12 protein-coding genes are annotated in these 21,097 nt (G+C 69.1%); 7 read left to right on the top strand and 5 right to left on the bottom strand.

Annotated elements, in window-relative coordinates; genetic code table 11:
- Nucleotides 1-498: DUF1275 family protein (locus VNW53_RS16860; RefSeq protein ID WP_325557007.1), on the top strand; the 498-nt coding region annotated here is incomplete at its 5' end.
- A gap of 91 nt (nucleotides 499-589) precedes the next feature.
- On the opposite strand, the gene gdhA is transcribed toward VNW53_RS16860, so the two are convergent.
- Nucleotides 590-1,951: an NADP-specific glutamate dehydrogenase gene (gene gdhA, locus VNW53_RS16855; RefSeq protein WP_325557005.1), complete on the bottom strand. Its 1,362-nt coding sequence runs from the start codon at nucleotides 1,949-1,951 to the stop codon at nucleotides 590-592.
- 204 nt (nucleotides 1,952-2,155) lie between these two features.
- Between gdhA and VNW53_RS16850 the strand changes: the two genes are divergently transcribed.
- Genes VNW53_RS16850 through VNW53_RS16835 form a run of 4 tightly spaced genes read left to right on the top strand, consistent with a single transcriptional unit; the run spans nucleotide 2,156 to nucleotide 7,992 of the window.
- Nucleotides 2,156-3,802, top strand: a complete 1,647-nt coding sequence (locus tag VNW53_RS16850; protein ID WP_325557004.1) for an acetolactate synthase large subunit — start codon at nucleotides 2,156-2,158, stop codon at nucleotides 3,800-3,802.
- 21 nt (nucleotides 3,803-3,823) lie between these two features.
- Complete coding sequence (locus VNW53_RS16845) at nucleotides 3,824-5,266, top strand: aldehyde dehydrogenase family protein (protein WP_325557002.1); 1,443 nt, start codon at nucleotides 3,824-3,826, stop codon at nucleotides 5,264-5,266.
- A 51-nt stretch (nucleotides 5,267-5,317) separates the two neighbouring features.
- Nucleotides 5,318-6,151, top strand: a complete 834-nt coding sequence (locus VNW53_RS16840) for a phosphodiesterase (protein ID WP_325557001.1) — start codon at nucleotides 5,318-5,320, stop codon at nucleotides 6,149-6,151.
- A 2-nt stretch (nucleotides 6,152-6,153) separates the two neighbouring features.
- The gene (locus VNW53_RS16835; RefSeq protein ID WP_325557000.1) at nucleotides 6,154-7,992 is read left to right on the top strand and encodes an adenylate/guanylate cyclase domain-containing protein; all 1,839 of its coding nucleotides are present in this window, start codon (nucleotides 6,154-6,156) and stop codon (nucleotides 7,990-7,992) included.
- Nucleotides 7,993-8,054: 62 nt separating this feature from the next.
- Here VNW53_RS16835 and VNW53_RS16830 read toward each other — a convergent pair whose 3' ends face one another.
- From VNW53_RS16830 to VNW53_RS16815, 4 genes are read right to left on the bottom strand one after another with little or no spacing between them, the layout of a single operon-like run.
- The gene (locus VNW53_RS16830; RefSeq protein WP_325556999.1) at nucleotides 8,055-11,966 is read right to left on the bottom strand and encodes a multiheme c-type cytochrome; all 3,912 of its coding nucleotides are present in this window, start codon (nucleotides 11,964-11,966) and stop codon (nucleotides 8,055-8,057) included.
- Nucleotides 11,967-11,973: 7 nt separating this feature from the next.
- Nucleotides 11,974-13,809, bottom strand: a complete 1,836-nt coding sequence (locus tag VNW53_RS16825; RefSeq protein WP_325556998.1) for a hypothetical protein — start codon at nucleotides 13,807-13,809, stop codon at nucleotides 11,974-11,976.
- Between the two features lie 3 nt (nucleotides 13,810-13,812).
- Nucleotides 13,813-15,771 (bottom strand): heme-binding protein, encoded by a 1,959-nt coding sequence (locus tag VNW53_RS16820; protein ID WP_325556996.1) that lies wholly within the window; start codon nucleotides 15,769-15,771, stop codon nucleotides 13,813-13,815.
- A complete protein-coding gene (locus VNW53_RS16815; protein ID WP_325556994.1) occupies nucleotides 15,768-16,958 on the bottom strand; it encodes a multiheme c-type cytochrome in 1,191 nt (396 codons plus the stop codon). Before VNW53_RS16815 ends, VNW53_RS16820 begins: the two co-directional genes overlap by 4 nt.
- Nucleotides 16,959-17,507: 549 nt before the next feature.
- Here VNW53_RS16815 and VNW53_RS16810 point away from each other — a divergent pair.
- Together VNW53_RS16810 and VNW53_RS16805 are read left to right on the top strand one after the other, a co-directional pair.
- On the top strand, nucleotides 17,508-19,100 hold the full coding sequence (locus VNW53_RS16810) for a ShlB/FhaC/HecB family hemolysin secretion/activation protein (protein WP_325556992.1): 1,593 nt from the start codon (nucleotides 17,508-17,510) through the stop codon (nucleotides 19,098-19,100).
- Between the two features lie 16 nt (nucleotides 19,101-19,116).
- A partial coding sequence (locus VNW53_RS16805; protein WP_325556990.1) for a filamentous hemagglutinin N-terminal domain-containing protein occupies nucleotides 19,117-21,097 on the top strand: 1,981 nt, incomplete at its 3' end.

Raw genomic sequence — 21,097 nt, 5'->3', positions numbered from 1 at the left:
ACCTTCGTCCTTTCGGTCGCCGCCGTCTGGCTGTTCGCCCGGACCGAGGCGGCGCGAAACGAAGCCCTGACGCGGCGGCTGTTGCTGGTGCAGTTCCTGCTGTTGGCCGGGGTCTTCGCCTTCTGCGTCATCACCCGCCCGTCCGCCGACCCGCATGGGCTGACGGCGGGAGTCGCGGTGCTGGTCGCCGCGTCGGCCATGGCGTGCCAGAACGCGCTGTTGCGCATGACCATCACCGGGGCGCCGTCCACGGCCGTGATGACCGGCAACCTGGTGAGCGCGACCCTTGCCTTGCTGGACGCGCTGTCGCCGGACCCCGCGACGCGAAAGGCCGCCGGCCCGCGCATCGGCAAATTCCTGCCGCTGCTGCTCGGCTTCTTCCTGGGCTGCATCGTTGCGGCCGTGGCCGTTTCCCTGGCCGGGGATTGGGCCTGGTTCATTCCCGCCGCCCTGGCGGGTTTGGTCGTGATGGTGCGATGGACCGCGGCGCCCGGATAGTCCGTCGGCAGAACGGCGGCGAGCCGTCGCTGCGAAGGTCGTTGATCACCCGTGAGCGGGCTCGTCCGCCACGACCGCCTCGCGAAGCCCCCTACACCACCCCATAGGCCAGCATCGCGTCGGCGACCTTCTTGAAGCCGGCGATGTTGGCGCCGCGGACATAGTCGATGACCTTCGAACCCTTGCGGCCGCCGTATTCGACGCAGCGCTCGTGGATGCCGGCCATGATGTCCAGGAGGTGCTGCTGCAGGTCGGCTTCCTTCCAGGAGATGCGGGCCGAGTTCTGGCTCATCTCCAGGCCCGAGACCGCCACGCCGCCGGCGTTGGCCGCCTTGCCGGGCGCGTAGAGGATCTGCGCCTGCTTGAAGACGTGCACCCCGTCCAGGTCGGTGGGCATGTTGGCGCCTTCCGACACCGCGATGCAGCCGTTGGAGACCAGGATCCTGGCCTCCGCCCCGTTGAGCTCGTTCTGGGTCGCGCAGGGCAGCGCCAGGTCGCAGGCCACGCCCCATGGCCGGGCGCCGTCACCGTGGAAGCTGGAGCCCTTGAATTCCTTGACGTACTCCGAGATCCGCCCGCGACGCTTGGTCTTCAGGTCCTTGATCCAGTCGATCTTGGCTTGGTCGATGCCGGCCGGATCGTGGATGAAGCCTTCGGAGTCCGAGAGCGTCAGCACCTTGCCGCCCAGTTGGGTGGCTTTCTCGGCCGCGTGGGTCGCGACGTTGCCGGAGCCGGAGATCACCACCGTCTTGCCGGCCACGTCATTGCCGACGTTCTTCAGCATGTTCTGCAGGAAATAGACCGCGCCATAGCCGGTGGCCTCGGTGCGGATCAGGCTGCCGCCGTACTCCAGGCCCTTGCCGGTCAGCACGCCGGTGAACTCGTTGGTGATCCGCTTGTACTGGCCGAACATGTAGCCGATCTCGCGGCCGCCCACGCCGATGTCGCCGGCCGGCACGTCCACGTCGGCGCCGATGTGCCGGTAGAGCTCGGTCATGAACGACTGGCAGAAGCGCATCACCTCGTGGTCGGACTTGCCCTTGGGGTTGAAGTTCGAGCCGCCCTTGCCGCCGCCCATGGGCAGGCCGGTGAGCGCGTTCTTGAAGGTCTGCTCGAAGGCCAGGAATTTCAGCACGCTCTCCGTCACCGACGGGTGGAAGCGGATGCCGCCCTTGTAGGGGCCGATGGCGTTGTTGTTCTGCACACGCCAGCCGCGCTGGACGCGGATGTTGCCCTTGTCGTCCTCCCAGCAGACCCGGAAGCTCATCACCCGGTCGGGCTCGGCGATCCGCCGCAGGATCTGGTACTCGTGGTACGGCGCCTTGTCGGCGATGAAGTCGAAGATGTCCTCGGCGACTTCCTGCACCGCCTGGACGAATTCCGGCTGGCCCGGATTGCGTTTGGTGACGCCGGCGATGAAGCGTTCGAGATCGACGTGGTCGGCCGTGGCCATGGCTTGCCCCCTGCTGATGTTTCCCCAGCCGCCGCGCCGAAGGCCCCCGACACGCTCAAGCCAGTTCCCCGGCGCCAACATAACTACGAAATCCGCGCGACCTTAAGCCTTTACGGCAAAGCTTCGCGGCAACCTCGCCCGTGCCCTCTTCACAAAGCTCGGCAAATGGACCCAACTCTGCCGTTGGGTGGGGAGTACGCGCGAATGACCAAGGCTTCGGATCTATTTGTCGCCTGTCTGGAGGAAGAGGGCGTCGAGTACATCTTCGGCGTTCCGGGCGAGGAGAACCTCGACTTCCTGGACAGCCTGTCGCGATCGAAGAAGATCAAGCTGATCCTGACGCGCCATGAGCAGGGCGCAGGCTTCATGGCCGCCACCTACGGCCGCCACACCGGCAAGGCCGGGGTCTGCGTCGCGACGCTCGGGCCCGGCGCGACCAACTTCGTGACCGCCGCGGCCTACGCCCAGCTCGGCGGGATGCCGATGATGATGGTCACCGGCCAGAAGCCGATCAAGAGCTCCAAGCAGGGCCGGTTCCAGATCCTCGACGTGGTCGCCATGATGGGGCCGCTGACCAAATACACCCACCAACTCGCCTCGGCCGACAACATCCCCTCGCGGATCCGCGAGGCTTTCCGCCTGGGCCAGGAGGAAAAGCCCGGCGCGGTGCATCTGGAGTTCCCCGAGGACATCGCCCACGAGCAGACCGACTCCACGCCGATCCCGCGCAGCAATGCGCGCCGTCCGATCGCCGACGAGAAGTCGGTCCGGGCCGCGGCCAAGCGCATCGAGCAGGCCAGGTCGCCGATCCTGGTGATCGGGGCCGGCGCCAACCGCACCATGACTAGCCGGATGCTGGCCCAGTTCATCGAGAAGACCGGCATCCCCTTCGTCTCGACCCAGCTCGGCAAGGGCGTGGTCGACGAGCTGTCGCCCAAGTTCGTCGGCTGCGCGGCGCTTTCGGCCGGCGACTTCGTGCACCGGGCGATCGGCGCGGCGGACCTGATCATCAACGTCGGCCACGACGTGATCGAGAAGCCGCCGTTCTTCATGCAGAAGGGCGGCGCGGAGGTGATCCACATCAACTTCCGCTCGGCCGAGGTCGATCCGGTCTACTTCCCGCAGTACGAGGTGATCGGCGACATCGGCAATTCCATCTGGCAGATCAAGGAGGACATCCTGCCCCAGCCGGGCTGGGACTTCTCCCGGATGATGAAGGCGCGCGCGGCCGAGGTGGAGCACACCGCCGATCAGGTCGGCGACATGCGCTTCCCGATCTATCCGCAGTATCTCGTCGACCAGATCCGCAAGGCCATGCCCGCCGACGGCATCATCTGCCTGGACAACGGGGTCTATAAGATCTGGTTCGCCCGCAACTATCCGGCGCGGATGGCCAACACCGTCCTGCTGGACAATGCTCTGGCCACGATGGGCGCGGGCCTGCCCTCGGCCATGGCGTCGGCCATGGTCTATCCGGGCCGCAAGGTGATGGCGATCTGCGGCGACGGCGGCTTCATGATGAACAGCCAGGAGATGGAGACCGCGGTCCGGCTGAAGCTGAACATCACGGTCCTGATTCTGAACGACAGCTCCTACGGCATGATCCGCTGGAAGCAGGCCAACATGGGCTTCAAGGACTGGGGCCTGACCTACGGCAATCCCGACTTCGTGAAATACGCCGAGAGCTACGGCGCCAACGGCTACCGCGTCGGATCGGCGGCCGAGGTTCCTGCGTTATTGGAGAGGTGCCTCAACACGCCGGGCGTCAATCTGATCGAGGTTCCGGTGGACTATTCCGACAACGATCCGATCCTCAACAAGCAGATCAAGGAGCTGAGCGCGGCGGTCTGACCGCCTCCGCCGACCTTCGCCATGGCCGCTCTGAAAGCCTCCTACCCGCTCTACCTCGCCAACGAGGCCCGGAGCCCCAACCAGGACCTCGTGGTCACCGACAAGTTCACCGGCGAGGCAGCCACGCGGGTGGCCCAGGCCGATGCGGCGACCATCAGCGCCGGGATCGCCGCGGCCGTCGAGGCGACCGAGCCGATGGCCGCGATGGCGGCCTATGAGCGGCAGGCGGTGCTGGCCCACTGCGTCACCCGCTTCACCGAGCGGTTCGACGAACTGGCCATGGCGCTGTGCATCGAGGCCGGCAAGCCGATCCGCGACTCCAGGGGCGAGGTCACCCGCCTGATCGACACCTTCCGCATCGCCGCCGAGGAGAGCGTGCGGATCGTGGGCGAGGTGCAGCCGCTGGACATCTCGCCGCGCGCCCGCGGCTACCAGGGCATGTGGAAGCGGGTCCCGATCGGTCCCTGCTCCTTCGTCTCGCCGTTCAACTTCCCGCTGAACCTGGCCGCCCACAAGATCGCCCCCGCGCTGGCGGTGGGCTGCCCCTTCGTGATGAAGCCCGCCAGCCGCACACCGCTGGGCGCGCTGATCATCGGCGAGGTGCTGGCCGAGACCGGCCTGCCGAAGGGCGCCTTCTCGATCCTACCGGCGCACCGCGAGGGCGCGGACCTGTTCACCACCGACGAGCGCCTGAAGCTGCTGTCATTCACCGGCTCGCCCGACGTGGGCTGGGACCTGAAGGCCCGCGCCGGCAAGAAGAAGGTGATCCTGGAGCTGGGCGGCAACGCCGCGGTGATCGTCGACGAGACCATCTCGGGCGCCGACCTGGACGACGCGGTCGAGCGGATCATCTTCGGCGCCTTCTACCAGTCCGGCCAGTCCTGCATCGGCGTGCAGAGGATCATCATCCACGCCAGCATCTACGACGAGCTGCGCGATCGGCTGGTGGCCAAGACCAAGACCCTGGTCGCGGGCGATCCGAAGGACGAAAAGACCTTCATCGGGCCGATGATCGACGTGAAGGAGGCCACCCGCCTCGACACCTGGATCCAGGCCGCGGCGGCCTCCGGCGCGAAGATCCTCTGCGGCGGCGGGCGCGACGGCGCCATGCTGGAGGCGACCCTGGTCGAGGGCGTCGGCCGCGACGCCAAGCTCTATGCCGAGGAGGCGTTCGGCCCCGTCGCGATCCTGTCGAAGTTCGAGGATTTCAACGCGGCGCTGGACGAGGTCAACGACTCGAAGTTCGGTCTGCAGGCGGGGGTTTTCACGCGTGATCTCTTCCGGATGCTGACGGCCTGGGACAAGCTCGACGTCGGCGGCGTGGTGATCGGCGACGTGCCCAGCTACCGGGTCGACAACATGCCGTATGGGGGCGTGAAGGACTCCGGCCTGGGGCGTGAAGGCGTAAAGTTCGCGATGGAAGACATGACCGAGATTCGGAACCTCGTCATCCGTCGGCGCTGAGGCGACGTAACTACTGGATATGGTTGTTTGCGTAAGCCTGGGAGGGCGCCCGTGTTGAGCATCGCGCAGATCACGGACCTGCACGTCACGACGGGCGAGGATCCGCTGAATCAGATGCGGAACGAACAGCGCCTGCGCCAGGTGCTGCGCTCGGTCCATGAGCTCAAGCCCCGCCCCGTGGCGATCATCGCCTCCGGCGACCTGGTGGATCACGGCCATCCGGAAGAATATGCGGCCCTGAAGGCGATCCTCGCCGAGGCCGAGATCCCGATCTACTACGCGGTCGGCAACCACGACCGGCGCGGCCCCTTCCTCGACGCCTTCGGCGGGCCCTTCGCGCGCTGCGACCCCAACGGCTTCATCCAGTACGCGGTCGACTTCGACGGCCTGCGGATGGTGGTCTGCGACACCCTCGAAGAGGGCCGCGACCGCTCCGGCTTCGACGCCCAGCGCGCCGACTGGCTGGCCGAGACCTTGGCGGCGGACACCGAGACGCCGACCATCGTGGTCATGCACCACCCGCCGATCCTGTCCGGCGTGAGGTGGATGGATCCCGACCCGAACGCGCCGTGGATCGGCCAGTTGGCCGACGTCATCCGCGGCCACGATCAGATCCGCGCCGTGCTCTGCGGCCACGTCCACCGCGCCTTCCACGGCCTCCTGGCGGGCCATGTGGTGACGACCTCGCCGGCGACCTCGATCCAGGTGACCCTGAACCTCTCGCCGGTGGACATGGAACGGCCGGACGGGCGCGAGATCCTGGTGGCCGAGCCGCCGGGCTATGTGCTGGTGGTGGCCGACGAGGGCCGGGTGACCACCCACACCTGCGTCGCCGGACAGTTCGAGCCCGCGGTGGCCTACACCCGGCCCTTCGGCTTCGACTAGAGATGACAGTCCGGACCGAAGGGTTCTTCACCCAACTCCTCGCCCGGGTGCAGGAGCTTCGCAAGGCGCGCGGCGCCTGGGCCGATGCGGCGGTGGTGGCCGGCGTCGCCCTGGCGGCGGCCCTGGTCGCCCTGGCGCTCAGCGCCACCACGCCCTTCCGGTTCGCGGAGAACCTGACCTACGACCTGCGCGTCGCCCTGACCGCCCCGCCGGCCCAGGACGAGTTCGTCGTCATCAAGATGGACGACGACGCCATGAACGCCATGCGCGACGCCTCGCCCTGCCACTGCCTGTCGCCGATCAACAAGGTCTGGCTGGCCGACCTGCTGGCGTCCCTGGACTCCAAGGGGGTGAAGGCCATCGGCGTCGACTACCTGCTCGACACCTGGGCCTCGCCGGAGGAGTTTCAGGCGTTCTCCAAGCGCATCGCCAATGTGAAGGCGCCGATCGTCGCGGTGGTGGACCCGTCCTACAAGCCGGGCGTCGACTTCCCGGTGGATCCCAAGCTGCGCTACGCCGATGCCCGCGCCCTGGTGCGGGTGGACTACGACGACGTGGTCCGCCGCTACGATCCCCTGCCCGGCAAGACCCGCGCGCTCTCCGCCGAGGTCGCCGCGGCGGTCGGGGTCACGCCGCCCACCAAGTCCTTCGCCATCCGCTACCGCAAGCCCTTCCCAGGCGCTGCCGCCGAGAACGCTGGGGCCATCGCGCCCTCCTATTCGGCGGCCTTCGTGCCGGTGCTGCCGGCCAGCTTCTTCAAGGGCAAGATCGCCTTCATCGGGGCGGTGACCCGCTCGGCCCACGCCGATTCCGACACCGTGAAGGAGGACATGCACTCGACCCCGCTGCGCTTCCTGCCCGGCCACTATGACGGGACGCCCGGCGTCGAGGTGCATGTGCACGCGCTCTCGCAGATGCTGGCCGGCGACCGGATCAAGACGCCGAGCCCGCTCCTGGCCGGACTGATCGTCTTCGTCGCGGCCCTGGGCGGGGCGGCCCTGGGCCAGGGGGCGGTGCGCTGGTGGATGGCGATCGGCATGGTGCTGGGGGGCCTGGCCGTGGCCTTCGCCGCGGCCTTCCTGACCTTCAGTTGGCTCGGCTTCGTGGCCCCGCTGACGGCGCCCGGCATCAGCTTCGCCTTCGCCTTCTTCGTGATGAGCCGGCTGTCCGCCGCCGAGCTTTCCAGCCAGCGGGCCTTCTATTCCTCGACCCTGGAGCGCTACCTGGCCCCGCAGGTGATCGACAACATCGTCGAGGGCCGCGAGGCGGTGAAGATCGGCGCCGACAAGCGCGAGATCACGGTGATGATCTCCGACCTGGAGAACTTCTCCAACCTGGTGGCCACCCTGCCGCTGGAGACCTTCCAGGTGGTGATCAACGGCTACCTGGACGGGATCCTGGAGATCCTGTGGGCCCATGGCGCGATGATCGACAAGATGACCGGCGACGGGGTCGTCGTCTTCTTCGGCGCGCCGGTGCCCTATACGGACCACGCCGACCGCGCGCTGGTCTGCGCCCGCGAGATCGACGTCTTCGCCGAGGCCTACCGCGCCAGGATGATCGAACAGCACGGGGTCTTCGGCCACACCCGCATGGGCCTCGACTCCGGCGTCGGCCTGGTCGGCAACTTCGGCGGCGAGCGGCGGTTCAACTACACGGCTTACGGCGAGGTGGTGGTGATCGCCGCGCGCCTCGAAGCCGCCAACAAGACCTTCGGCACCCGCATCCTGTTCTCCGGCGCCACCAAGGCCCTGGCCCCCGACGCCGGCCCGGTCCGCGCGGTCGGCGAGATCGAGCTCAAGGGCGTCCCGATCCCGATCGAGGCCTATACGGTGGCGTGAAGCGGGCCGTGCTCGGGCCGGCGGTCGTCGCCCTCACGCAAAGCGTTCTTCCGGCCGCCGCCCTACCGCGCCGCGGCCACCCAGGCCGCCAGGTCCGGCTCGTCTGTCACGCGGTACGGCCGGTCGAAGCGGTCGATGAAGAAGCGCTCCATCTCCGGCCTCGTGAAGGGTCGCGCGCCCAGGCGGCCGAAGACGGCGATCTGGTGGCCGGTTTCGTCGACGGCTCGGTCGCGGTCGAGGCCCTTGGAGAGGGCCAGCGCAGGCGTCGCGGTCTTCGCCCAGGCGATCAGCTCCGGCTTCGGCGGCGGCGAGAAGCCGTAGAAGTTGGGCTGGCTGGCCGGGCTGGTGAGCTGGATCACTTTCATGCCGTTCCGGCCGTCCGCCACATAGGCGAACAGCGAGGCGTTGGTGGAGCCCACCACCACGTCCTGCGCGTCGTTCATCCGGCCGCCGAAATCGACCTTCTGATAGACCTTGGGATGTTCGGGCAGCTTCACGTCGACGATGACCAGGCCGTCCTTGCCTGCCGCCACATAGGCGTAGGTGCGCGCCACATAGACGCGGCGCGCATCGGCCAGCGGCACGGTGGCGCCGGCCACCAGGACCGGCTTCTCCAGCCGGGTCACGTCGACCACCTCCAGGCCCCGGGCGTCGGTGACGAACAGGTAGCGGAACTGCAGGGCCGAGGCGCGCACGTCCGGCAGGGCCAGCGTCGTCACGTGGCGCGGCTTCAGCGGATCGTTGAGGTCGAGGACCACCAGGCCCGCGTCGGCGGCGATGTAGGCGTAGTGGCCGCCCAGCGTGATGTGCCGCGCGCCCTTCAGCAGGCCGCCGGGGTTCCAGGTCAGCGCGCGGCGCAGGCTGTTGTTGCGCGGGTCACCGTCGGACAGGGTGTCGACGTTGACTTCGATCAGGCCCTCCTCCGCGTCGGTGATGAAGGCGTAGTGGTAGATCGGGTGGAACGGCTGTTCCTGGTTCTCGGCCTGCATCTGCGGGGTGTTGCGCCCGGGCGCGATCGACTGGTTGGTCGGCAGGGCCATGCAGGTGGCGTTCTTCGAGGCGATGTGGGTGTCGTCGCCCAGCGGCGAGAAGGGCGCTGAGACGATCTTCTGCGAGATGTCCTTGTTGGCGATCGAGGCCACGTCGTAGACGCGGAAGCCGCCCTTGCCCTCGGCGACGTAGACGTATTCGCCGCGCAGTTGGAGGCAGCGGGCCGCCCCGCCGGTCTTGTGGGTGACGTTGACGATGTCCTCGGCCGCGTCGGTCTCGCCGCCGCTCAGGCCCTTGGCGAAGGCCTTGCCGCGCCGCCAGTCGATCAGCTCCCGGCCGTTCTTCTCGACATGAAGCTTGTAGAAGTCGGGATAGGCGTACCTGTGCAGGTAGGAGCCGAACACCGCCTGCGGCTCGCTCCATTCGGTGACCCTGACCGCCTCCAGCCCGCCCTCCAGGCCCACCCAGGCGTGCAGGCCCATGAAGTTGACCGTGTTGGTGCCGAGCAGCAGGAGCTGGGCCATGATGGCGTTGTTGTCGTTGGCCTCGGAGACGTGGCAGTCGCCGCAGGTCTTGGTCTCGGTCTTGCGCACCGTGTGGGCGAAATGCGGGGCGAAGGCCTGGCTGGAATAGCCGCTGGCCGCGATCGGCGGCTGCTGGGTGTAGATCCGCTCGCGGTTGATGTTGGTCGATGACAGGATCAGCGCCGAGGACGAACGCACGGGCGCGATGGTGTTCCCCTTGATCGTCGAATGGCGGCCGAGCTGGAACATGTCGTCGCGCGCCACCTGCGGGTTGTAGGTCGCGTAGTTGCGGGTCTCCTCGCCCTCGTACTTGTGGCTGGTGGTCTTCCAGTTGGCCTCGATCGGCAGGTGGCAGCCGCCGCAGGAGGTCGTCCAGGAGGTGTGGCAGGCGTAGCATTCCATCTCGCCGTCCTTGTGGGCGAGGTTGGCCTTGTCGACGCCGGGCCCCCATTGGAAGGGCTTCCCGTCCTGGCCGATCCTGGCCATCAGCTTGGCGCGGGCGGCCTTGGGGTTGAAGTCGGGGCTCGCGCGGTCGACCGAGTCCTTCACCAGTCGAATTTGCCATTCGAGCTTGGGGTCGACGATCGAGCGCTGCATCAGCACCCGCCGGCCGTCCTTCTCCAGCCACTCGAACCGCCGCTGGCCGTCGGGGTTGCGCAGCAGGGTGAGGTCCGTGCCCTCGGGGCTGGCGGCGACGTTGGAGGTGCGCAGCGTCGGATAGGCCGAGACGGTGCCGTGGCAGTCGCGGCAGCCGATCTCCACGGCGTTGGCGACCTCGCCGACGATCAGGCCCGAGCCGTGGGCGTCCTGGCTGAAGTGGCAGTCGGCGCACTGCATGCCCTTCTCGGCGTGGATGTCCATCATGTGGACCGCCTTGCCGGGGTTCTCGCCGGCCTGGGCGAACTTGCCGGCCCCGGCCTTGCGCCACTTCTCCGGATCGTCGTTGGCGACGATCTTGCCGTCGGCGTCCAGCAGGTTGCCGTCACGGTCACGCTTGAAGACGCCGCGGAAGTTCCAGCCGTGCCCGTGGTAGTCGGCGAACTGGGTGTCCTTCAGCTTCGGATTGAGGTCGAAGACGTTGCGCAGGAAGTCGAGGCTGGCCCACAGGCCGCGGGGCGCCGCGCCCTCGGGGTTGCGGTCCAGGACCTTGCGGATCTCGGCGGCGGTTGGGTAGCGCTGCCGCTCCGGCCACATGAAGGGCGCGTCGGCTTCGTAGTCCCACATGGTGTAGCCGAGGTAGGTGTTCAGGAACATGTTCGGCTGGTGCATGTGGCAGTTCATGCACTGCGAGGTCGGGATCGCGCGGGTGAAGGCGTGCTCGATCGGGTGGCCGCTCTCGGTCTTGTCGATGGTCGGGTCGAGGCTCGCCGACTGCCCGTCGCGGCCGAACCTGGCGTAGGTGAGGCTGTGCTGTGGCTGGCGGTCGTTGGCGTAGACCACATGGCAGCCGGCGCAGCCGGACGTGCGATAGTCGCCCGGCTGGTCGTTGGTGCCCATGAACCACATGAAGGGGTCGTTGAGGCGGGTCTTGTGGATGTTCAGCACCGGGATCGCCACCCGCAGGCCGGTGCCCGGGCCGCGGTTCGACTGGCGGATGTCGGGCCGGCCGGGCTCCTCCAGCTTCTGCAGCTCGCCGACGGAATCCGGCAGGCCGATTTCCGGGAAGGTCGGGTTGATGTTGCGCCCGCCGCGCTCGAAGACGCGGAAGATGTCGCCGGGCGGCGTCACCTGCCAGGTGGGAATGGGATAGAGGGTCCCGACCGCGCCCCTGGCCTTCTGTTCCGGCGTCACCGTGCCCGGCGGCGAGCCCGGCGAAAGCGTCCGGGCCGGCTCGCCCTTCGCAGTGTAGGCCTCGCCGAGGATGCCCGTTTTGAAGGGCAGGACGCCGTTGTTGTAGGACGCGCCCTCCAGGAACATCGCCCCGTTGGCCATCAGAGACCGCTCGGCCTTCTGGATCAGCTCCAGGTGGCAGGCGCCGCAGGACTCGCGGGCCACCCGGTAGTCCGACGGGTTCACGAACCGCACGAACTCCGGCGCCTCGCGATTGAGCAGGGTGTAGCTCTGCTTGGGCTTGGCCGAGCTGGGGAAATTCCAGGCCCGCGGATAGCGCGGCAGGACGTGGGCCCGGTCGCGTAAGGTGGCGTAGTCCGGCGATCCCTTCTTCAGGCCGGCGGCGGCGGTGACCGTCGGGTCGCCCCCGTGGCAGTCGGCGCAGCCCAGCACCACGGCCGAGGACTTGTGCATCGACGGCGCGTCGGAAGCGGTGTGGCAGCTCTCGCAACCGACGCTCCTGGCGTGGGCCTGGGCCTCGGTCTCGCCGGCCGGCGCGGGCGGGGCGGTGTGATAGGTGCGCGCGACCGGCTTTTCCTCGTCGCCGGCGGCCCGCAGCGAAGCCGGCGCGACCAGGAGCAGCGCCGCCAGCGCCGCCGCCCTCCAGCCGATCTTGCCCGCCCGCCCCATGCCGCCCCTAGAAATTGAGAATCGCGTCCAGCAAGACCGAATAGTACCGCCGGTCGCCGCTGGAGTTTGAGAAGAGATCGGTGAAGCCCGAACCCGGGTCGAAGATCGCCACCGAGCCGCGGAACACCAGGTTCTGGGTCATCTTCGGCCGCCAGATCGCCGAGACCGAATAGTCCCAGCCGAGGTCGCGCGAAATCGAACCCTCGTTGCGCAGCACCTGCAGCACCGCGGTGTTGTCGAACCACAGCCGGTTGATGTTGGCGCTGAGCCGCAGGCGCGGCGTCAGGTCGAAGTCCGCGCCGGCGCCCAGGAGCACCGTGCCGGGATTGTTGAAGTTCGACTGGCCTTCGTCCTTCGACGAGCGTAGGTCGGCCAGCACGCCGTTGCGGCCGTTCAGCGAGATCGCCTGGCCGCCGCCGATGAAGGGGATCGACTGGCGGATCCAGTAGCTGGTGTCGGCGCCGGCGAACTGCGGGTTCTCGACGATGGCGTCGAAGCCGGTCTCGCGGTTGTCGTAGGGCTTGCTGTCGCCCGAGGCGTAGAGCGCCGAGCCGCGGATGCGGATCCAGTCGAGGTCGTAGGACGGCTCGAAGGCCGCGAACCAGGCCTGTACGTGCGCCGGCTTGCTGGTGAAGATCGAGTTCCGGTCCTCGCCGGTGGCGCTGTAGGCCGAGGCCGTGAGGTTCAGTCGCCCGATGTGGCCATCGGCATTATAGCCAAGATAAACAATGTCGTAGTCGCGGGTCCTGTCATTTCCGATGAGGGCCGGGCGGACGGGAAAGCCGTTGTCGTCGAAATGGATTTCGCCAGCCTCGCGGTTGCGGTTGTAGACCACGCTGAGCTGAGAGGTGATCCCCGGGACCGGCAGGTCCTGGCGATAGAGGTTGGCCACGAACACATAGTCCTTGCGCAGCGGCTGGCCCAGGTCGTTCAGGCCGGAGTTGGTGTCCTTCTCGATCCGCTGGAAGGCGGCCAGATTGTATTGCCAGCGGTTGTTGTCGCGGTCGCCGAACAGGCGGACTCCCAGTTGATTATCCTGGAAAAGAAATCCCCGGAAGTCACTGGAAAATGCCTGGATTCCGACACGCACCGAGTCGAAGTCATAGCGCTCCGAGACGTTGCGGATGTGGTAGTCGATGAAGGCTTCCTGCACGCCCACGAAGGCGTCGTTGCGCCGCGGCGGGTTGGAAGGGCTGACCGACAGGATCCGCTTCTCGGAGACCTGGGCGTAGTTGTCGTTGAAGGCCAGCGTCAGGCGCGCCTCGATCTCCGGCGGCTTGAAGGCCGTGGACCCCTTGGTCAGGGCCAGGCCGACAAGGATGGTCTGCGAACCCTCGAAGCTTCTCGCCCGCCCGAAGTTGTCGTTGCTGCCCGGCCGCGTCGTGGTCTGGGAACCGACGGGCAAGGGGAAGCTGCGCGGTTCGATCACCGTGTCGGAGAGGCCGATAAGGGTGAAGAACCAGTCCTGCGTCCCCGCGATCGGCCGGTCGCCCTTGAGGGTGTTCTGGTTGTAGGGGTCGAACCAGCGGGCGTGGACGCCCACCGCCTCGATCAGCCGCCAGCGGTCGGGGATCGGGACCTGATCGGCGGGAAAGGCGTCCGGCGGCGGGGCGCTGACGGCGCCCTTGTTCTGCTGCTGCGGCTCTGCCGGCGGCAGCTCGGCGGGCTGGCCCGGGCGGCGGCGGCCCTCTACCGGCGGGGCGTCGAGCGAAGCGTCCGGCGGGACGTCCACGGGCGCGGCCGTAGCCGCCATCAGGAGGTCCCCGATCAGGTCAGCCGCCTGCGCCCGCTGGGCGAGCGGGGTCGTGATGAGCAGGAGCGCAAGGAGCAGGCCGCCCCGCATTCCCTATTTTCCCTGACAGACGTTCTGGTCCGAGGTGTCCAGGAACGGTGCAAACGGACAGTTAACGTAAAGAAGACGTTGCGCCGGCGCGGGGCCCACCAGGAGCTGGTCCGCCCGGATAGACGTGTCCGCTTCGCCGATACCCACGCGGCTCGAGACGTTGAAAAGGCCCAGGAAAGCGACCATGTCGTCCTGGTCGACGCCATCGCCCGAGACGCCGATTCCCCCGATCAGCTTTCCGTTACGGTAGATCGGCACGCCGCCGGGGAAGATCTGCAAGCCGTTCTGCAGGCGATTCTGTCCCGCCGCCGCGTCGGGCAGGAAGGTGCAGCGCGGCGCGGTGTCGGTGGGGCTGGCGCCGGCCACATAGCTCAGGTGCTGGCCGATGTTGGTGATCACCAGGGCCGACTGCAGGCCGGTCGAGAAGATGCTCCACTGCGAGATCGGCCGCGACAGCGGTCCGTTCGGCCGCCCCACCTGGCCGTCCGGGAACTGCGGGCGGGCCAGGTTGCCGATCGAGCGCACGCCGAAGGCCGTCTTGCCGGTCAGTGCGGTCGGGTCGGGGAAGAAGTCGCGCACCTTCTGCACGAAGCCGCGGACGTCGGTGCTGGGATCGGCCGACAGGTCGGCGGCGGCCGCCGGGCTGGAGAAGAAGCTGGCGGATCGCGCCTTCTGCACCGCCACGTCGGTCCCGAACATTGAGGCGTCCGGCGCGCGCACCACGCCCAGGATCGTCCCGCGCGTGTCGGTGACGGCGATCGACATCTGGGCGGTGCTGTCCGACGGCTGGCGGATCGCGCCGCGGGCGTGGGCCATGACCTTGAACGCCTCTTCCAGAAGCGCGGTGACCTCTGCGGCGGTGAGCGGGGCCGAGACCTCGGCGGCGTCGGCGCCGGCGCGCGGCGGATAGCGGTTCTGGCCCGCGCCATTGGTCAGGATGAAGCCGCCGGGCAGGGAGAACTCAGCGGCGGTGGCCGGCCGCACGCCCGAGCCCTCGGCGCCGTAGACCTGGCCCGCCAGCACGGTCCCGCCGGCGTAGTAGCCGATGACCGGCGTCAGGGCGCCGGTCGCAGGCGCCAGGCTGGCGAAGGGCGCCGCGGCCGTCGGGCTCACCTTCAGGGTGGCGGACGTGGCGTCGCTGTAGCGCAGGGTCGTGCCGTTCAGGCTGACCCGGTCGGCGGTGATGGTCGCGGGCGGCGCAAAGCCGTTGGTCGCCGCCAGGGCCACGTTCTCCTCGTCGTCGTTGTCGATGTTGGAGACGTCGGGATCGAAGCCGTAGTCGCCGTCGGACATCACGCCGACGCCGCCGACCAGGGTCCCGTTCTTGTAGAGCGGGAAGCCGCCGGGGTCGGCCGCCAGGCCGAGCGGCGACCGCTTCGGCCCGATGAAGGCGCCCGCTCCGCCGGCGGCGTTGAAGCGGGCGGTCAGGTCCGAACAGGGCAGCGACGAGAACTGCACCCCGAACAGCGGCCCACTGGGCAGGCCCACGGCGGCCGGGCTGGGCGGGAAGTTCTGCTGCACGATCATGCTGGCCGTGCGCGTCGAGAACGCCTGGCCGGCGGAGGACAGGTAGGCGCCGGTGATCGCCTTGGCGATGGCCGCGGCGGCCGCCGGAACCACCACGCCCTGGGCGTCGAGATTGCCGCCGGGCCCGGGCCGGAGGGTCGCCGTCGCCCGCGCGCCGGCCATGCTGTAGACGGCCAGCACATTGCCGACCCGGTCGGTGACCGCGATCACCGCCGGCGTCCCCCGGGCCTTCGCCTCGGCGACCGCCTGGGCGATCACCTGCTGGACGTCGGCCGCGGTCAGGGCGTCGGAGCCCGGCAGAGCGTAGGGACTGGTGGTCGGCGTGGGCGTGGGCGGCGGCGTGGTCGTCGTGCTCGAACTGCCGCCGCCCCCGCAGGCCGCCAGGGCCAGGGCCGCCGCGACGGAGAGCGCCGTTCCAAAGGGCCCGCGCTTCATTTCAGAGCCCTCACCTTTTCGGCCGCCTGTTGCAGGGCCGCCCGCGCCTCGCCCGCGCGGAAGGCGCCGGGATCGCGCACCGCCTGGTAGGCCCGGTCGAGGTCGGGGCGCACCCGCGCGGCCGCGGCGCGGTCGATGGCGCCTTCGGCGACCAGGGAGCTCAGCAGGGTGTCGGCCGCCATCACCGCCTGGGTGACCCCCTCGAAGTCGGTGTAGCGCCTGGCGTTCTCGCCGCTCAGCACCGCCTCGAAGATGGCCAGGGTGTCGGCCCGGCTGAAGCTGCGCGCGGCGAAGGCGTTCGCCAGTTCGCGCGAGGTCGCCGCCAGCCTGGCCGCCTGCGGAACGGCCGCAGCGCCGTTCTGGGCCAGCGCCTGGTGGAAGCTTTTCACCTCGCCGTCGAAACGCGCCGCGAGGGCCGGGGCGGCGACCTTCGTCGCCGCCGACAGCATGATCATGTTCTCGTCGTTGAACGGCGGCATGCCCACTGGAATGGGCCGGCCGGGATTCGGCTCCGCCGCCGGCCGCCATTTCGGGTCGTTGGAGAAGGTCCGATGGCAGCTCTGGCAGTCGAAGAAGTAGAACTCCGGGAACGCCCCGCCGGGCGTCTTCGGGCCGTAGAGGGTGAGCGCCCGATCGAGCGCCATGGCCTGACCCACCGCCCAGGTCTTCACCCCGCCGGCGGCGACCTTGTGGCGGGCCAGGTAGTCGGCGTCCACGTCGTGGTGCTTCTGCAGGCTGGTGAACAGGTCGAGTTCGAAGGCGATCTGCGGATGGCCGGCGGCCATGATCTGGTGGGTGATGAACTGGTTCGGGCCGGCGGCGCCGAAATGGCAGTCGAGGCAACGCGCGGCGCGCACCTTCGGCTCGTCGAGCGCCAGCATGCCCTTGCCGACGTTGGCCGCGTGGGTGGCCCCCAGCGCATAGTGGCTGGCGATCCAGCCACCGGACCCGCCGTGGCAGGCCTCGCAACCGACGCCGTCGGAAACCTGGAAACGCGCGCCGCGCAAGGCGGGCGGCGCCGGATCGCTGTGGCAGCCCAGGCAGGCGCTCGCCCGTTCGGCCGGACCCAGGCCCAGCTTGGCGGCGATCGCCTCGGCGCGGGGCTGGGTCAGCACCTTCCAGGCGCGGCTGTGCGCGCCGGCCTCGCTGTGCGGATCCTGCCAGGTGATCAATTCGTTCTGGCGCACGGTGAGCCCGCTGGGCGCCGGGCGGCTGTGGCATGTGGAGCCCGCGCAGGAGGCAACGCCCTCATGGACCCCGACGCGGCCCCCCAGGGTCGATTGGGGTTGAGCCGAGGCGACGCGGGTCGTCGTCATGAACGCGACCGCCACAACCACAGCGGCCGTAAGGCCCATCACCCCGGTTGCGCGTCCCCACCCCATTGGCGCTCCAACGATGCCCCAGCAGGAATCCTAGATCCCTATCCCAGGCTTAGGTAGCAGCATTGCCGCCCGCCATGAAGGCCCGTGTGACAGCGCCCAGTTGCGTTCAACTGACACGCGAAGTCGCTGTTATAGCAACAAAACTATTGCTAAAGCTTGTTATCCCAAGCATTGGATTTTTGGTTGAGTTGGGGGGGAAGGCTACGCATGGGGGCGGCTCGCGTAGGCCTCGGAGCGCGTGCAGTATTAGCATTTGCGACGACGGCGTTGGCGGCGGCCGGTCAGGCTTGGGGACAGACGGCGCCGGGCGCTCCGCCTGTCACGGCTGGGCAAACCGGCATTTCGGCGCCTGAATTGAATCCCGCGGCGCGGATCCCGCGCCTGCAGCCGCGCGATTCCGACATCTTCTCGCCGGAGCCGCCGGGTCCCTGCCCGCTGGCGGATTCGACGGTGGAAGTGACCCTGGCCTCGGTGAGTTTCCGCGGCGCGACGGCGCTCAAGCCCGAGGACTTCGGGCCCGCCTATCGGGAGTTCATCGGCAAGCCGCAGAAGGTGGGCGTGATCTGCGAGATCCGCGATCGCGCGGCGCGCGCGCTGTTCGATCGCGGCGTCCTGGCGCGGGTGGAGATTCCGGAGCAACGCATCGCCGGCGGGGCGCTGGTCCTCGATGTGATCGAGGCCCACGTGGTCAATGTGCGGGTCCGCGGCGACATCGGCCCGGCCCAGGCGGCGGTCGAGCGCTACGTCGAGAAGCTGCGCGGCATGCGGCCCTTCGACATGCGCAAGGCCCAGCGCTACCTGCTCCTGGCGTCCGACATTCCCGGCGTGCGGATCCGCGCGGCGGTGAAGCCGTCGATCAGCGCCGAGCGCGGGGCGGTGGACATCGATGTCTCGGTGACCCGGACGGCCTTCGGCGCCGTTGGCAACGCCCAGAATTTCGGCTCCAAGACGGTGGGCCGCTGGGGCGGCCTGATCCGCGGCGACGCCCGCAGCCTGACCGCGCTCGGCGAGGACACCACCCTGGTGGCCTTCCACACCCTGGATTCCAACGAGCAGCTCGTGGTGCAGATCCTGGAGGCGGCGCGCATCGGCGGCGACGGCCTGATCGTGCGCGGCTCGGCGGTCTATGGCGAAAGCCATCCCGGCGACGTGCTGAAGCCGCTGGACCTGAAGAGCACCTCGGTGGTCGGCAACCTCGAGGTCGCCTATCCGCTGATCCGCCGCCGGCGCACCAACCTGAACCTGGCCGGCGGCTTCGACCTGGTGAACCAGAAGACCGATCTCGGGAACGGCGGCGGCCCGCTGACCGAGGACAAGGTCAGGGTCCTCTACGCGCGGCTGGACGGCGACCTGAGGGTCTACGCCTTCGACCGTCCCGTGGCGATGAACGGCGCCCTCACGGTGCGCAAGGGCCTGTCCGGCCTTGGGGCCAGCCAGGCCGGCGAGAACCTGCTGACCCACGGCTTCGCCATTCCCGACGCCTGGCTGGTGCGTGGCTCCGGCGCGATCGGCGCGCCCCTGTTCGGGCCGATCAGCGGCGAGATCCACGCCCAGGCGCAATATTCCGACAAGCCGCTGATGCCCTACGAGCAGATCTCGCTGGGCGACCTCAGCGTCGGGCGCGGCTACGACCCGGCGGTGGTGCTGGGGGATTCCGGAGCCGGCGCCTCGTTCGACCTTCGCTACGCCCCGATCGAGCTGCATCCGAAGATCGTCGCCGCCCCTTACGTCTTCTTCGACGTGGGTTCGGTGCGCAACAACGACACCTTCCACTCCGGCCTGACGCCCAGCCGCACCCTGCGCTCCTACGGCGCAGGCGTGACCTTGCGGCTGGCCCATCGGGCCAATCTCGACATCACCTACGCCCAGCCGATCGACGCCGTCGCGGCGGGAGGGGTGCGGCCTTCGCCGCGCCTGCTGATCAATCTGACAGCCAGCTTCCTGTGAGGTGGGAGATCTGACCATGACCCCATCGCCCGCTCGCCGTACGCTCCGCCGAGGCCGCCGCGACCTTCTGACCCGCACCGCGCTTTGCAGCGCCCTGATCGGCGTCGTGGCGCTGGCCACGCCCGCCGCCGCCCTACCCTCCCTGGGCGGCAATCCCCAGGTCAACGCCGGCGGCGGCGCGCCCAGCATCGTCGCCAATCCCGGCGAGATGGACATCACCCTGCACGGCGCGCGCACGGTCATCGACTGGGCGAGCTACAACGTCGCCGGCGGCGAGACGGTGAAATACACCTTCGACGCCCGCAACTGGATCGTGCTCAACCGCGTCAACAGCACCGATACCCCGACGGTGTCCGGCAATATCGTCGGCCAGGTGAACGGGACCTTCGGCGGCAACATCTGGTTCGCCTCGAAGAACGGGATGATCTTCGGTTCCGGGGCCCAGGTGGACGCCGGCGGGATCCTGGTCAGCGCCGCCTCGCCAGACCTGGCGGGCTTCCTCGACCCCAACAACCTGACCTTCACCTTCCCCGGGACCGAACTGGTCGACCAGCCGGGCGTGGTCATGAAGGCCGGGAGCTCGATCAACGGCCACGGCGGCCTGGTCGCGCTGATCGCGCCGGCGGTGGTCACCGAGGCCGGCACGTCGGTGACCGGCGCCAACGGCTCCAGCGTCCTCTACGGAGCCACCAACGGCTTCCAGTTGCACCTGACGCAGACCGTGCAGGGCGACCTCGACCTGGTCGACTTCCTGATCCCGAGCAGCGATTCCGGCAGCGAGGCGGCGCTGGCGCTGGACCTGCAGAACACCACCACGGCCAATTCGGTTTTCGTGGCCGCGGTCAGCCGCACCAACGCGGCCAGCGCGGTGATCAACCTCCAGGGCATGATCACCGCCCAGGCCGCCACGACGGACGGCGGCGACATCATCCTGTCGGGCGGCGGCGGCATCGTCGCGCGCGGCGTGGGCCCGGCCGCCGGCGGGACCGCGACCGACATCTACCTGCGCACCATGTCCGCGGCGCGGGACATCCGGCTGGCGACCTCCGGACAGGTGTTCGGCCAGCCGTTCGTGCGCCCGCCGCCGCCGCCGCCGATCACCCCGCCGGTCATCTCGCCGCCGCCGCCGGATAACGGCGGCCTTCCCTTCACCAACGGCGGCTGCGGTCCCACCAACCCCAACGCCTGCGAAGTTCAACTGACCGGGATCGGGCCATCGGCGAGCGCGCCGAGCGGTCCCGGCGCGAAGCTACTCGCCGACGCCACGGACTCGACCCTGGTCTCCAACCTGACGGCCGCCCGCGACATCAGCCTGGTCGCGAGCCAGGCCATCGCCCTGGGATCCGCCAGGAGCGCGCGCGACCTCTCGCTCGACGCGAAATCCGTGCAGGCCAACGCCCTGACGGTCGGCGGCGCCCTGACCCTCAAGAGCGAGGGCGGCGACGTGAGCGCCGGATCGCTGAGCGTGACCGGCGCCGGCGTGGTGACATCGAGCGGCAGCGTCACCATCAACAGCCTGGGCCTCAACGGCGGGGCAAGCCAGACGCTGAACGTGCAGGCGGCCCAGGATATCGCCCTGGGCGACGGCTCCGGCGCGGCCTCCGGCGGCGCGATCGTGCTGAGCGCGGGCCGCAACGCCACGGTCAACCTCGCCTCGGCGAACCTGACGAGCGTCACCGCCGGGGCAGTCGCCGACGTCGAGGCCGGGACTCTCAACGTCGGAACGGTCACCGGCGCCGAGGTCCTGGTGCGCGGCGGCACGATCACGGTCGGCAAGGCGGTCAGCGCCGGCGACGTCTATGTCTCCTCCTCCGGCGGCTCGGCCACCGTGGGGACCGCCCAGGCGGGCGACGACGTCTATGTGATGGCCAGCGGCGGGTCCGCGACCCTGACCAACGCGGTGCTTACAGGCGCGGGCGCCGACGCGGTGGGCCTGGCCCTCGCCGGCAACCCCGACGCGGCGGGCAACGGCCGGGTGGTCTCGGTGCAGTCGCTCG

The organism is Phenylobacterium sp. (genome assembly GCF_035569475.1).
Taxonomy (GTDB): domain Bacteria; phylum Pseudomonadota; class Alphaproteobacteria; order Caulobacterales; family Caulobacteraceae; genus Phenylobacterium.
Note: the sequence above shows the minus strand (reverse complement) of the source record. Positions and strands in the feature narration are given on the sequence as shown.

Bases quoted from the DNA above. Each gene is read 5' to 3' on its own strand.
- VNW53_RS16845 (WP_325557002.1), top strand. From the start codon at position 3,824: ATGGCCGCTCTGAAAGCCTCCTACCCGCTCTACCTCGCCAACGAGGCC.
- VNW53_RS16820 (WP_325556996.1), bottom strand. From the start codon at position 15,771: ATGAAGCGCGGGCCCTTTGGAACGGCGCTCTCCGTCGCGGCGGCCCTG.
- VNW53_RS16850 (WP_325557004.1), top strand. From the start codon at position 2,156: ATGACCAAGGCTTCGGATCTATTTGTCGCCTGTCTGGAGGAAGAGGGC.
- VNW53_RS16825 (WP_325556998.1), bottom strand. From the start codon at position 13,809: ATGCGGGGCGGCCTGCTCCTTGCGCTCCTGCTCATCACGACCCCGCTC.
- gdhA (WP_325557005.1), bottom strand. From the start codon at position 1,951: ATGGCCACGGCCGACCACGTCGATCTCGAACGCTTCATCGCCGGCGTC.
- VNW53_RS16835 (WP_325557000.1), top strand. From the start codon at position 6,154: ATGACAGTCCGGACCGAAGGGTTCTTCACCCAACTCCTCGCCCGGGTG.
- VNW53_RS16830 (WP_325556999.1), bottom strand. From the start codon at position 11,966: ATGGGGCGGGCGGGCAAGATCGGCTGGAGGGCGGCGGCGCTGGCGGCG.